Below are 15,443 nucleotides of genomic sequence, written 5' to 3' on the forward strand. Positions count from 1 at the left end.
TCATATCTCCCTGTCACGATTTTCTACAAATCTTCCACCAAGCTGGATATACTGTCCAAATCCTCTGCCGTTAATGATTGGCTGCTGAAATCGCTCAGCGTCTTTTCTGGGTTCTGTTTTTCAGCACAGTGTTTCATAATATCCTGCAAATAGCATTCAATCATGGTGATGAGCCGCTCCATTGTACCCCTGTGAAACCGTGCCGGCGGATAGCTGAGCTGAAAATGAAGCTGATTTTCTGCTGCCATCGCACTCATCTCAATAAGCTGCTCCCGCTTCCAAGTAGGAGTGATGTCCTTACCGCTCCCAAGACCGGATGGGCGGAAACGGTCTTGACTTTCTATGTCGTTGAACTGCCCTAAATAGTTAAAGCCGATTTCAGGTGTTTTTGAAAACACCATGCTTTTATGTTCGGGATGTGTAAGATATTTCAACATGCCGTACCCTACCCCTTTGTTCGGTATCCGGCCCAATGTATCTTTCACGGTTTTAACTGCAGTTCCAAGCTCATCCGCTTGATTTTCAAAGTCAATAAGGACGGGGTAAATTGATGTAAACCAGCCAACCGTCCGGCTGATGTCTAAATCCGGCAGAATGTGTTCTCTCCCATGTCCCTCCATTGCCATACGGAGCTTGCTGCCCCCTGTCCAGTCACAAATCGCTAAGGAAGCCGCCGTCAATAGAATATCTTGTGTATCTGTGCCATAAGCGTGGTTTACCTTTTGCAGCAAGACCGCGGTGTCTGCTTCAGTGAGTGAAAAGCGCAATGTTTCCCTTACACTGCTGTTCATATTCTCCATATAAGGCATTTCGTATGGCAGTTCCGCTGCTTTTTCCTCTTCAACCGTCCGCCAGTACGTTTCCTCGCGAATCAGCTTGCTGCTTTGGGCATAATCTTGAATTCGCCGTGCGTATTCCTGATAGGAATCTGTTTTAGGCGGAAGCTGTATAGCCTGTCCTGAAGCTGCTTGATGATATGCCGCTGACAGGTCCTCCAGTAAAATTCTCCATGATACTCCATCAACGACCAAATGATGAATCGTGAGAAATAAATAATCTCCGGACAGCGTTTTAAACCAAGCGGCATGCAGTAATGGTCCTTGTTGGAGATTGATACTTTGCTGAAGATTTGCCACTTCTTCTTTAATGCTCGTTTCCCAATCGATTCCCGGATCTGAAAAATCAGAAATCCTTAAGCTGTACAGTTTGGATTCATGAATATCTTGGTTGATTTGTATCTGTTGTCCGCTATCATCCCGATAAATCATCCGCAGGGCATCATGATGCTCTGCCAGTTTTTTTAATGATGCGCGCAGTGCATTTTCCGACAAACAATCAGGACTAAACAGCATGACAGACTGGTTAAAATGGTGTCTATCTTCTATATCCTGAGAGAGGAACCAATGCTGAATAGGTGTCCATGGGACAGCTCCCTGAACAGATCCTTGGTCTATGACTCTTTCTGTCTTCCGGATGACTGCTGATAAATCTTTTATGTTCGGATGGCGGAATAAATCGCTTGCATGCAAGCTCCACCCATAACGTCCGAGGCGAGCGGATACTTGAAGAGCCTTAATTGAATCTCCGCCTAGTTCAAAAAACGAATCTTCTATTCCGATCCTCTGTGTCCCGAGAACCTCCTGCCATATGATCGCAAGCTGTTCTTCAAGGTCATTTCGAGGCGGGACGTACGTTTGTTTAGATGTAATATCTGGTTCAGGCAGTGCTTTTCGGTTCAATTTTCCGTTGGCAGTGAGCGGGAGAGCATCCATTTCTATCACATAGGTCGGCATCATATAGCCTGGCAGCATTTGAGAAAGGTGAGTACGCACTTGTTCAGCATCTGTCCCCTCTTTTACGCTTATATAGGCGTAAAGCTCCTTGCTGCCTAATTGTCCTGTTCGCGCCAATACAGCTGCTTCTTTGACACCGTCTATATGACGAAGCGCTGATTCAATCTCACCGAGCTCAACCCGGTACCCCCTTATTTTTACCTGATCATCGACACGGCCTACATATTCAATTGTGCCGTCCGGTAGCCAGCGTGCCAGATCACCGGTACGGTACATTTGTTCGCCGGGCGCAAATGGATTTGGCACAAATTTCTCTTTCGTCAGGTCTGGTCGACCAAGATAGCCTCTTGCCACACCATCTCCGCCGACACACAGTTCACCGACAGCTCCGATCGGCTGCAGCATTCCCCATTTATTTAAGATAAATGCGGTTGAATTACCAATCGGCCGGCCGATCGGAATGGAATGTTCATACAGTTTTTCAATGTGAAAACAAGTCGAAAATGTTGTATTCTCAGTCGGCCCATATCCGTTCCAGATTGACAATTCCGGGCATGCTTGCTTGATTCGATTGACATGACTGGCTGACAGAGCTTCTCCGCCAATAATCAGATTTATGAGCCGGGAAAATATTTTCTCATTCTGTTCTGTTAAATGGTTGAAAAGAGATGCAGTCAGCCACATTGTGGTGATTCCGTTTTGTTCTATGTATCTCTTAAGCTGATGGGAATCCAGAAATGTTTCTTTATCTGTGAGATGCAAAGCAGCGCCATTTAGCAGCGGCCCGAGTATTTCAAATGTAACGACATCAAAACCGAGTGAAGAAGTCAGCAGAAGCCGGTCTTCAGGTGTAAATTCAATGTAATTGTTGTTTTTGACAAGACGGATCACACTTCGCTGCTCAATCATGACACCCTTCGGTTTGCCGGTTGATCCTGAGGTATAGATGATATAAGCGAGTGAACTTGGCCCTGCTGGAGATTCAAAGTTCTTCGTTTCTCCTTGTCCTTGAATCTCTTCGATGACGATTTGCTCACATGTAAGTTCTAAGTCTAATCGTTGATTGTTTGCTTTTTCAGATTGAAGGAGTATTTTTGCACCGCTGTCTGACAGCATATATGATATCCGGTCAGCGGGAAGATCCTTAGCGATAGGCAAATAGGCTCCTCCAGCTTTCAAAATGCCGAGCATTCCTGCTGCAAGTTCTGGAGTACGTGTTGTCAATAATGCAACTACAGTTTCAGGTCCGACTCCTTTTCTCCGAAGAACAGCAGCAATCCTGTTTGCCCGGATGTTCAGCTCCTTATACGTTAATGTTTGTTCATCGCCGCCCACAGCTATGGCATCAGGCGTTTGTGCAGCCTGTAACTCAAACAGCCTGCTGATGGTTTCATGTCTCGGATACTCTCTTTTTGTGCAGTTGAGCTCATGGATAAGGAAATGGGTTTCATTCTCGTCCAATACATGTATTGTTCCAAGTGCTGCTTCGCTGTCTTGGATGATGGCGCGTAGCATATTCATTAAATAGTGAAGCCACATTTCAATCGTATTTTTCTGATAGAGATCAGTGCTATATTCCATTTGAAACATCATAGATCCATTGGCTTCCTCGTACGCATACAGGGTTAAATCGAACTTTGATACTTGATGTTCCACATTTGTTGCGGGCCGGAGACACAGGTCCTTCAGCTGCATGGATTCTTGGTCCATATTCTGAAGCACAAACATCACATCAAACAGCGGATTTCGGCTCATATCCCTCGTCATGCCGAGCTTGTCGACAAGCTCTTCGAACGGATAATCCTGGTGTTCGTAAGCTTCCAATGCGGTCTCACGCACTTCCTGCAAAAATTGCGCAAATGGCTTCCCGCCCTCCGGGCGTGTCCGAAGCGCCAGGGTGTTGACGAACATTCCAAGTATCGGCTCAAGGTCTTTGTGAGGACGTCCGGCAATTGGTGACCCGACGATGATGTCTTCCTGTCCGCTTAAGCGCGACAATAACGCTGTGTAAGCTGCCAGGAGCACCATGTACAGGGTGCTTCCGTTCTCGCGTGCGAGTTTGTGAAGCCCGGCTGTGAGTTCTTGATCGAGCGTAAATGAAACTTGATCACCCGCGAAGCTTCGCACCGGCGGCCGGGCGTAATCAGCCGGCAGGTCCAGTACGGGCAGCTCGCCTTCGAGCTGCTTCAGCCAGTATGCCTCCTGCGTCTTGTACGGGTCTCCTTTTTTAAAGGCCTCCTGCCATACGGCATAGTCTTTATATTGAATGTGAAGCGCAGGTAGCTCCTGATTGGCGTACAGCTCCCCGAATTCCCGAATGAGCGTATTGACTGACACACCGTCTGAAATAATGTGATGCATATCGACCAGTAATAGATGCCGCCCGTCTGATACCTTGACGATCCCCGCTCGAAACAGCGGAGCTTGGCTGAGGTCAAACGGCTGAATAAAAGCTGCCGCGGCTTCCTGTTCAGTTTGTCCGCCGAGCACAGAGGTGTGGAATGTAAACGGCACTTCGTCATGGATGCGCTGAACCGGTTCGCCGCCTGTGTCCGTTGTAAAGGACGTCCGCAGTGACTCGTGGCGTTTGATCAGCTTTTTGAATACGGCCTCCATTCTTGTAAGATCCAGCTTTCCTTCCAGCTCCAAGACTGCCGGCATATTGTAGCCTGTGCCTCCATCCTCCAGCTGCTGGAGCACATACATCCGCTTTTGGGCGGAGGAAACCGGGTAGGTCTCGCGTTTTTCAGCCGGCTTAATGGCTTCATACGGACTTTCCGTTCCTTCGCTGATGACAGAAGCCAAACCTTCTACCGTCGGATGGGCAAACACATCCTTCAGCGGCACTTGGACGCCGAATTCCTTAGCGATCCGGGAAACAAGCGCGGTGGCTTTTAAGGAATGGCCGCCCCGGTCAAAAAAGTTGTCGTGAATGCCGACAGGTCCGCTTTTCAGCACTTCCTCCCACAGCTGGGAAAGCTTCATCTCTGTCAGATTTCTCGGCGCTGTGTAGGTTTCCCGATCTGCCGCTCCGTCAGGAGCAGGCAGCGCTTTTCGGTCGAGCTTTCCGCTCGGGGTAACCGGCCATTGTTCCATTTCAATGATATGAGCAGGAATCATATAGCCCGGCAGCAATGTCTCAAGCTGCTTGCGCACTTCATTTCTGCCGAGCCCTTCCGCATACGCACATAATTCCGACTCGCCGAATTCTGTACGAACAGTCACAGCCGCTTCCCGCACGCCTTCTATGCTTCTGAGCACCGCTTCGATTTCTCCCGGCTCAATCCGGTAGCCGCGGATTTTCACCTGGTCATCCAGACGGCCAAGGAATTCAACCTGTCCGTCTGGGAGCCAGCGCGCCAAATCACCCGTTTTGTACATGCGTTCACCCGGATAAAATGGATCATCAAGAAAACGTTCTTCTGTTAATTCCGGACGATTCAAGTAGCCTCTGGCAACCCCGGCTCCGGCGATATACAATTCTCCCGCTACGCCGACAGGCTGTACGGCTAAATGAGGATCTAACACATACAGACGCGCGCCAGGCACGGGTTTTCCGATCGGAAGGCGCAAGCGATCCTTGTCCAACTCAGGATTACACGCGTAAAATGCCGCATCAACGGTTGCTTCTGTCGGCCCGTAGCCGTGGACCAGTGATGTCTCCGGCAGCAAAGAAGCGAAACGGGCTGCCGTATGGGGTGCCAGCGGTTCACCTCCGGCGAATACGCGCTTCAGGCTTCTCGGTGCCTCTATTTCCGCTTGATCCAAAAAGCTGTTCAGCATGGCCGGAATAAAATGGGCCGTTGTAACGCCTTCCTCCCGAATGGCTTTTACCATCAATGCCGGATCTTTTTCCCAGCCGGACGGAAGCAGATAGGCCGAAGCACCTGAAAGCGTCCACCAAAACAGCTGCCAGACAGATGCATCAAAGGAAAAAGACGTTTTCATCATAATGATGTCGTCTTCCTCTAAAGGAAACTGCATCTGCATGCCGGTCAGAAAGGAAACAGCCTGGCGGTGCTCCACGGCGACCCCTTTCGGCCGTCCAGTGGAGCCCGACGTATAGATTACATAGGCGAGAGAATCGCTGTCCGCTTGATGAAGAGAGTGATATTCGGATTCTTCATTCGCAAGCGCCGTCATATCCACTTCAAGTGTCTTTCCGGAAAAATCAGGTGCCTTTAATCCCGGCTGCGTCAGCAACAATGCTGCCCCGCTGTCTTTCAGCATATAGCTCAGCCGCTCCTCTGGATATACAGGATCAAGCGGCACATAAACTCCGCCTGCCTTTAATACGGCGAGAACGGCTGTCAGCATGTCCGGCGACCGCTCGCTTAGAACACCGACAATGCTTTCCTTCGTGATACCATGCGCCGTAAGGCGCGCTGCCAGCCTGTTGGCGTACATGTCAAGCTGCGCGTAAGTCAGCGAGCCGCCAGAAAAGCGCAAAGCCGTCCGATCCGGCGTCAAAGCCGCCTGACGTTCAAACAGCCCGTGCAGCGTCGGAGCTAACGCTGAAACAGCTCCCGTCGTATTATATTCAGCAACCATTTTCTGTGTTTTGTCTTTATCTAGTAACGTCATCTTTGAAACAGGAAGAGAAGGATCAGAGATGACAGCTGAAATCATATGCTGTAAATAATCTTTTATCTCAGCTATTAAGCCAGGCTCATATAAACCTGTATGAAAATTGATGCGCACGAACAATGTGCGGCCTGGAATCACTTTGACGCTGCATCCATAATTAGTCTCCTCCGCCATCGCAAAGTTTTCCACTGAGAAACCGAACGATCCAGTCTGGTTTAGTCCTTCAATTTCTTGCTGGGTCGGCACGTTTTCAAACACGATAATATGATCAATGAGCTCTTGTTTAAGAGCACTCTGTGCTTGAATGTCATATAGAGGGAAATAACTGTATGCTTCTGCTTCAGTCATTTCCTTTTGTATCCGGCTGACCAGGCCAGAGAAAGAAAGAGCTTTGCTTTGGACCCGGATGGGAATGGTATTGATAAAAAGGCCGACTATATTTTCTACATCCTCCAGCTCAGAGGGCCTGCCTGAGACGACTGATCCGAACACGGCATCGTCACAGCGATTGAATTTTTGCAGCAAAATCCCCCACAAAGCTTGGAAAACGGTGTTAAGCGTTGCACCGGATGCTGCTGCGATTTTCTGCAAATCGGACGTTTCTTTTTCAGAGATGGTAAACGTGACCTGCTGTAATTCACCTTCTGATACTTGCTCGTTTCTTTTTGGCAAAGAAGAAGCTTTCTCGAAATGCTGCAGCCGCTTTTTCCAATATGCAGCTGCCTCTTCACGATCCTGCTGCATCAGCCATTTAATATACGTTCCGTACGGCTGAACTGGCTGCAAATATGGAAGCCGCCCTTCTCCCAGCGCTTGATAAATGTGGAGAAAGTCTTTGATGATGATGCCTAAGCACCATCCGTCCATTAAAATATGGTGATGGCTCCAGATGCACACGTAACGCTCAGGCGCCCATTTTAAAACGGATATTCTCATCAGTACATCCGACTGAAGATCAAAGCCCCTTTTTTTATCTTGTTCCTTGAATGCTTCTGTACAATGTTCTTTTTCTCTCTCATTAAGATGAGAAATATCTTCAAAATGAACATGGCAAGGACGGTTTTTAAGCACCACCTGACGAGGTTTGGCTACATTTTTGTAGATAAAAGTCGTTCGAAAGATTTCATACCTGTCAAAAACAGCGTCCATACTTTTCTGGAAACGGTCTAAGTCAAGCTGCCCATTGATTGTAAAAGACGCCTGTTCAAAATAAGCTCTCGACTGTTCATCATACAGCGAATGAAAAAGCATCCCCTCCTGCATAAAAGACAAGGGATATATATCCTGTATTTCGGGTTGCTGCGGCATCAATGAATCTCCTCTCCTATAGTTTGTTGACGGCCCCCATAATCTCACTTAAATCCTCCAGCGTTAAATCCTCATCAGTAAAATCAGCGGCACTCCATTCGCGGTTTTCTTTGCCCGCGCAATGCTGAATCATGTTTTCAAGCGCATGTTTAAGATGATCGGCTAATGCTTGTATGGTTTGTTTCTTAAATTGAAGACGGTTATAAATAATGTGCATGTGCAGGCATCCTGATGAAACGGCTCCGCTGATATCTAACACATAAGGCCGCTCCCAATCCGGGCTGATTTCATTCCCTGTCTTAATATCAGAAATCTCAAAAGCTTTTGATTGAACATCCTGATCAAACTGGCCTAAGTAATTAAAGCTGATTTCCGGGTCGCTGTACTCAGAATCCCAAATTTTGTTGATATATTTCAGCACTCCATAGCCTGCGCCTTTATGAGGTATGCGGTGCAGCATGTCTTTTGTCTGTTTAATGTGTCGTCCTAGCCGCTCACCTTCATCCGTATGGTCAGAATCACTCATATCAAGCCATACAGGATAAATAGAAGTGAACCAGCCTACTGTTCTGTTCATGTCAATATTGTCAAGATAATCTTCTCTGCCGTGGCCCTCCATACTGATTTTGAAATGGTCAAGTCCCGTCCATTCCTGCAAAGCTAGGCCTAAAGCAGTCAGAAGGATATCATTCGTTTCCGTGTTGTATGCATTGTTTGCACCAGTTAACAGCAATTCTGTATCTTCACGAGACAGCTCGAAATCAATTACTTCTGTATCTTTGAATGAGTTCGATGTGATCGAATGATCTTTGGGAATACGCTCAATATGCCGGTCCTCCCGCTCATTCCAATACGCGATTTCACGCTGCAGACGACGGCTTTTTGAATAGTCAGCCAATGTTTGTGCATAGGTGAAATATGAATCCGTTTTTTCCGGCAGTACGATGGGTTTTCCTGAGACTGCCTGTTCGTAAGCAATTGAAAAATCCTCAAATAAAATGCGCCATGAAACGGCATCAATGACTAAGTGATGGATCGTCAGAAACAAATGGTCTCCATCATCGGCTTTAAACAAACCAGCATGAAGCAAAGGGCCAGTTTCCAATCGAATGGTTTGCTGAATTTGGTTTGCCATTTCTTCAATCTGTTTGTGTGCTTCGGCTGACAAGCCCTGTGCATTTCCGGCTGTATTTGAACGATGATCTCTTATATCAAACAGATCGAAGGCATATAGCTCCTCATCCGGAAGATCTGCTCCTCTGTTAACCTGTACAGGCTTGCCATCTTTGTAACGGCATATGATTCTCAGTGCGTCATGATGAGTCACCAAGCTTCTCAGCACATTTCTGAGTGCAATGTCATCAAATCGTTCAGCCCGGTAGAGCATGACAGATTGATTAAAATGATGGGCTTCCAATGATTGTGAAAAAAACCATTGCTGTACAGGTGTCCAAGGCAGCTCGCCTTCGACTGGCGTTTGGTCAATTACGCGTACGGCTTTTCGAACGCGGGCGGACAGTTCACCAAGCGTCTGATGCTCAAACATCTCACGCACTGTCGTTTCATAGCCTCGCTGCTTCAGCCGTGCACACACCTGCAACGCTTTTATTGAATCCCCTCCAAGCTCAAAGAAATTCGCGCTGACACCTATCTCCTCCGCTTCGAGCAGTTCCTCCCAAATGTCAGCCATCGCCTTTTCAATCTCATTTCTAGGGCTGATATCATTCTCAGTTTGAGCGCGCTTATCTGGTTCCGGCAGGGCTTTCTGGTCGAGCTTGCCGTTAACCGTCAGCGGGATGCTGTCAATCTGGATCAAGCGGGCAGGCACCATAAAATCAGGCAGAACGGCTCTCAGGGCAGCCCTGATATCTGCTTCATTTACGACCTGTCCATCTTCCGCAACCAAGTAAGCATATACAGCGGATTGGCCTTGTTCATCATCTCTTGTGATGACAGCAGCCTCTTTGATTATTGGAAGCTGAAGCAGAGACGCCTGGATTTCGCCGAGCTCGATGCGGTGTCCTCTCACCTTTACTTGATCATCAATGCGGCCCATATATTCCAGATCTCCACTTGCCAGACGCTTTGCAAGGTCTCCGGTTCGGTATAATCTGTCTCCCGGAAGATAAGGATTAGGTACAAATCGGGCCGCGGTCAGATCATCTCTGTTCAAATATCCCCGGGCTACCCCTTCTCCGCCAATATACAGCTCTCCTGGAACTCCTGTAGGCTGAAGATTCATATGAGCATCCATCACATAAGCCTGAAGGGTTGCCAGCGGTTTTCCGATATTGCTCTTATTTTTTTCTATATCAGCTGAGGACAATTTCTTATATGTCACATGTACAGTTGTTTCAGTAATGCCGTACATATTGATCAGATCAGTATCAGGGTATTTCTCGTTCCAGGTTACAAGCATGCCGGGCTGTAAAGCTTCTCCGCCGAAAATAACGTATCGCACATGTAATCGGTCCGTATGGTTTTCTTCTTCATGAATGAGTCCGTAAAAAGCAGTTGGAGTCTGATTGAGTACTGTGACGCCTTCGTTTTTTAACAATAAGCGGAATGCGTTTGGATCGCGGGCTGTTTCTCTGGAGACAAGAACCAGCGTACTTCCATTCAGCAATGCTCCGAACATTTCCCATACTGAGAAATCAAAGCAATATGAATGAAATAAAGTCCAAACGTCCTCACTTCCAAAATCAAAAGGCAGATCCTGATGCTTCAATAGACTAATCACATTGCGGTGCTCGACAACGACGCCCTTTGGCTGCCCAGTGGTTCCAGATGTATAAATCACATAAGCTGGCTGGTCTGCTAATGTTTCTTGCGCTTTCAAATCAGGCGAAATCAATTCGTTTTCGGCGTCATTCAGGTATAAAATTTGCCCATAGTAATCCGCCGGCTTGTTGTGTCCGTGCTCTGTCAGGAGAATTCTTGCCCCGCTGTCATTCAGCATAAAGCTGATGCGTTCTTGAGGATATTCAGGGTCAATCGGCAAGTATGCCCCTCCGGCCTTTAGAATAGATAAAACGCCAATCACCATATCAGGCGATCGATCAAACAATAAACCGATGATATCCCCGGATCGGACTCCTTGTTTCATCAGCATAGCCGCTGTCCGTTCTGCTTTTTCATTCAGGTCGCGATAAGTCAGCCGTATATGATCGCATACGACTGCGGTATGTTCGGGATGTTCAGCTGCTTGTTTTTCAAATAAACGAACGATGCTTTCATCTCTTGGATAGTCAGCATACTGACCCATCGTTTCAAGAAGCAATTCGCGCGCTGGAGCAGAAAGCAATTGCATTTCCGAAAGCTTCATATGGATATCAGACGTTATTCCTTTCACCAGCTCAATAAAATGGGAAGCCCATCTTGCAATGGTCTCTTCTTCAAACAGCGCGGTACTGTATTCGAAGCGGCAGCGAATGCCATCGGAATGCTCCTCAGCGTGTAATGTCAAATCGAATTTAGATACATTGTGTGACGGGGTTACAGACGAGATAGATAAACCAGGCACTTCAAACCGGAAATCTTCGCTGTTTTGAAGCACGAGCATCGCGTCAAACAGCGGATTGCGATTTACCTCCCGTTTCGTTTCAAGTTTATTGACGAGCTCTTCAAAAGGATAATCCTGATGCTCGTATGCAGTCAGAGCAAGTTCGCGAATTTCCTGCAAATAAGAGCTGAACGTTTTGCGGCCCTCAGGCTGGCATCGCATAGCTAATGTATTGACAAACATCCCGATGACTCGCTCCAGATCAGCGTGCGGTCTCCCGGCAGCAGGCGAGCCGACAACGATATCCTCCTGCCCGCTCAGTTTGGAAAGCATGATGGAATAGACAGACAGAAGGAGCATATACATCGTCGTTCCCGTTTCAAACATCAAGCGGTGCAGTTCTTCCGCCGTTCTTTTATCAATGTTTACTTCAAATGTTCCGCCGCTGAAATCAGGCAGAAGCGGCCTCGTTTTATCAAGCGGCAAATCCAATACTGGAAGGCTGCCGCCAAGCTGCTTCAGCCAGTAGGCCTCCTGTTTGCTGTAATTCGTTTTCGGAAACTTCTCTTGCTGCCAAACCGCAAAATCCTTATAATGCAGGTTTAAAGCTGGAAGCTCTTTTCCGCAATAAAGATCAGTGAATTCTTGGACGAGTGTACTCATAGAGATTCCGTCAGCAATGATGTGATGCATATCAAGCAACAAATAGGCTCTTTCTTTTTCGAGAGATATCAAGCTTGCTCTAAAAAGCGGTCCCGCGGTAAGATCAAACGGTTTGATAAAGGACGAGATCACAGACTGCAGCATTTGCTCTGATCCAATTTCAAGCTCTTTTAGATCAGCTGCCAGCGCCGGATGAATCTTTTGCACTGGCTCTCCGTTGTTCAGTTCAAATGCCGTACGCAATGATTCATGCCGATTCACAAGCTCTGTGAGAACTTTTCTCAATCTCCCGCGATCCAAATGTCCTCGCAGTTCCAGTACCGCCGGCATGTTGTAGCCTGTGCTGTCATCTGCCAACTGGTAAAGAGCGTATAATCTTTTTTGCGAGAAAGACAGCGGATAAACATCTCTAAAATCCGCAGGTTCAATCTGCGTAAAAGCATTCTCACGTAAACTCATCAGTTTGGCTGCCATACTTTCCACGGTCGGATAAGAAAAAACGTCACTGAGCGGCAGCTCGATATTCAGCCGTTTATGTATTCTTGATACGAGTGTGGCTGCTTTTAAGGACTGTCCGCCTAATTGAAAGAAATCATCGCGTATACCGATTTGATTTTTGTTCAGCACCTCTTCCCAAATGCGTGCCAGTTCAGTTTCCATTAAGGTTTGTGGCGGCATGTACGTTAAGCTAGTTGTGTTTTCTGGTTCCGGAAGTGCGGAACGGTCGAGCTTCCCGCTGGATGTTAACGGCATTTGAGTGATTTTGATGATGCTTGCGGGAATCATATAGGACGGCAATGTACCGGCAAGATACTGGTGCAGATTCGGAAGGCCGTTTCCTTTTTCCGGAACGATATAAGCAACGAGTTCCTTTTCCTCATCAGAAACATCACGGGCCAGCACTGCAGATTCCTTCACTCCAGATGCTTGCCGAAGAACAGTTTCAATCTCACTTAATTCAATGCGATATCCCCTGATTTTTACCTGATCATCAAAACGTCCAATATATTCAATCGTGCCATCAGGCAGGAAGCGCCCTGCATCTCCGGTTCGATATAAGCGTTCCCCTTTGAGGAATGGATGGTCTGTGAATGCTTTCTCAGTTAGCTCTGTCCGCTTATAGTACCCCCGTGCGAGACCCGCGCCGGAAATACACAGTTCACCCGCCGCGCCTATCGGCTGCAGTTGCTCTCCTTGTAAAATATATACTTTTGTATTGGCGATCGGGTGTCCGATCGTGATTCTCTCTTTTTCGTTCAGATGACGAAGGATTGTTGTTGCCACACTGTTTTCTGTCGGTCCATATTCATTTGCAAGTTCAGCGGAGGGACAAATCTTTCTGCTGCTCTCAAGCAGGTCGGGAGTCACTGCCTCGCCCGCAAATGTCACGATACGAAGACTTTGTGCATCTTCAGCAGTCAGCACTTCTAATAACACCCGGTACAGGGAAGGAACAATAAGCATATGACTAACCTTGTATTGAGCTATTTTCCGTCTGAGGGCGAGCACGTCCTTCGCTTCGTTATCTGTTGTCAGCAGCACGCATGCGCCGGACAGAAGCGGAGTAAACAAGCTCGTCACGCAGCCGTCGAAAACATAGGAAAACAGATGAAGTGCTGTATCCCCTTCGCTCATGCCGTACTCTTCCCGTCTCCACTGCAAGGTATTTGCAATTCCTTGATGGTCAACGAGCACTCCTTTTGGCCGTCCTGTCGTTCCTGACGTATAGATCAGGTAGGCAAGCTCACCAATCGATGCATCAGGAGAATCCGTTCTGTAATGTGTTGTATGTCCTGATGTCACAATACTGCCTTTATAGCCTGACGGGATGGATGAAATAATTTCTTCTTCTGTCAGTAAGAGAGCTGCTTGACTGTCATGCAGCAGAAAAGAAAGCCGCTCTTTCGGATAACTTGGATCAAGAGGCAGATAAGCGCCTCCGGCTTTCCAAATTCCAAGCAGGGCAGCAGCCATGTCCATTGACCGTTCCATCATCACAGCGACAATCCCGCCAGATCCAGCTCCCTTTTCTATCAGGGCGTGTGCAATCTGATTGGCTCTTTCATCTAATTGCCGATATGTCTGGCACTCATCTCCCATTCTCAAAGCATTCGCGTCAGGTGTTTTGAGAGCCTGTTCCTCAAACAATTGGGATAGCGTTTTGCTTGGATAATGGCGCTCCGTTTCGTTAAACGATTGAATGAGCTTACGTTCTTCAGGAGGCACAATGTTGATGCTGTCGACAGCAATATCGGGATTTGACAAAATACAATCCATTGCCTGCATGAGGTGCCCCTGAATCCGAAGCACCTCTTCACGTTCATAAACGGCGGCATTGTAGCTGAATTTAATATAAAATGATTCACCTGGAACGATGACAACGTTAAGGTCATAGCTGGTTTGTTCTGACATAGAAATGTCATCTAGCTTCAATGCGTTTTCGTCATTTTCGCTTTGCCTATTGACTGCCTGCTGAAGCTGTACAGGATAATTTTCAAAGACAAGAATATGATCGATCAATCCTTGCTTCAAAGCACTGCGGTTTTGAATCTCATAAAGCGGATAATAACCATGCTGCTCAGAACGTAAAGTATCCTCCTGCACGGATTTGACAAGCGTAGAAAATGCCATTTTCTCTGCAGATCGAATACGCACCGGAACAGTGTTAATAAACAAGCCGACCATTGACTCGATCCCGTCAATCGCTGACGGACGTCCGGAAACAACAGAGCCGAAGACCGCGTCATCCGTACCGTTGTAACGATGGAGAAGAACACCCCATAGACTCATAAATAAAGTGTTTAATGTAACTCCCCAATTTTGAGCAGCTGCTGTCAATTTCTGAACGATAGCCGGCTCTAAAGAAAAACGGATATTTGCGGCTTCATATTCCCCATTCGCTGAGCGGCTTTTTAGTTTAGGAATAGAAGCGGTATTGCCGTACTCCTGCAGGTAATCTCTCCAGTATGCAGCGGTTTCTTCTTTATCTTGTTCTCCGAGCCATTCAATATAACGGCTGTACGGCACCGTGCTGCCGAGCTGTACAGGCCTGTTATTTTTAAGTGAGTCATACATGCTGAAGAATTCTTTGAGGATGATGCCCAGGCACCAGCCATCCATGATGATATGGTGATGCGTCCAGACACATGTATATGTGCTGTCTCCTCTATCAAAAAGCATGAGCCGCATTAACGGATCTTTTTGCAAGTGAAACCCTTTTTCCCGGTCCTGCTGCATAAAGTCTTCTATCAGAGCAAGCTGCTCATCATCTTTCAGGTGAGAAAGATCTTCCCTTTGTACGGTCAATTCACGGTTTGTCAGCACAACTTGCTGCGGCCCAGTGAGGTCTGGAACCTCCTTAAGGAATATGGTTCTGAAAATATCGTATCGGGAAACAAGAAGATTTAAGCTCTTTTGAAACGAATCGATACACAGGCTGCCTGTAATGGTAAACGAGGTTTGTTCCACATAGGCTTTAGAGCTGAAATCAAGCAGTGAATGAAACAGCATCCCTTCCTGCATGTACGATAACGGATAAATATCTTGGATCTGCGTTGCTTGCGTCATCAATTCCACACACCTTTTCCAAA

2 protein-coding genes are annotated in these 15,443 nt (G+C 47.2%); both read right to left on the reverse strand.

Annotated features, from left to right (window positions below):
- Nucleotides 1-23: 23 nt before the first annotated feature.
- The gene (fenE, locus tag NSS75_RS10790) at nucleotides 24-7,688 is read right to left on the reverse strand and encodes a fengycin non-ribosomal peptide synthetase FenE (protein ID WP_339237511.1); all 7,665 of its coding nucleotides are present in this window, start codon (nucleotides 7,686-7,688) and stop codon (nucleotides 24-26) included.
- Between the two features lie 16 nt (nucleotides 7,689-7,704).
- Complete coding sequence (gene fenD / locus NSS75_RS10795) at nucleotides 7,705-15,420, reverse strand: fengycin non-ribosomal peptide synthetase FenD (RefSeq protein ID WP_339237515.1); 7,716 nt, start codon at nucleotides 15,418-15,420, stop codon at nucleotides 7,705-7,707.
- Nucleotides 15,421-15,443 lie beyond the last annotated feature (23 nt).

Origin of the sequence: Bacillus sp. FSL K6-1012 (assembly GCF_037964915.1) — a bacterium.
GTDB classification, from domain to species: domain Bacteria; phylum Bacillota; class Bacilli; order Bacillales; family Bacillaceae; genus Bacillus; species Bacillus halotolerans.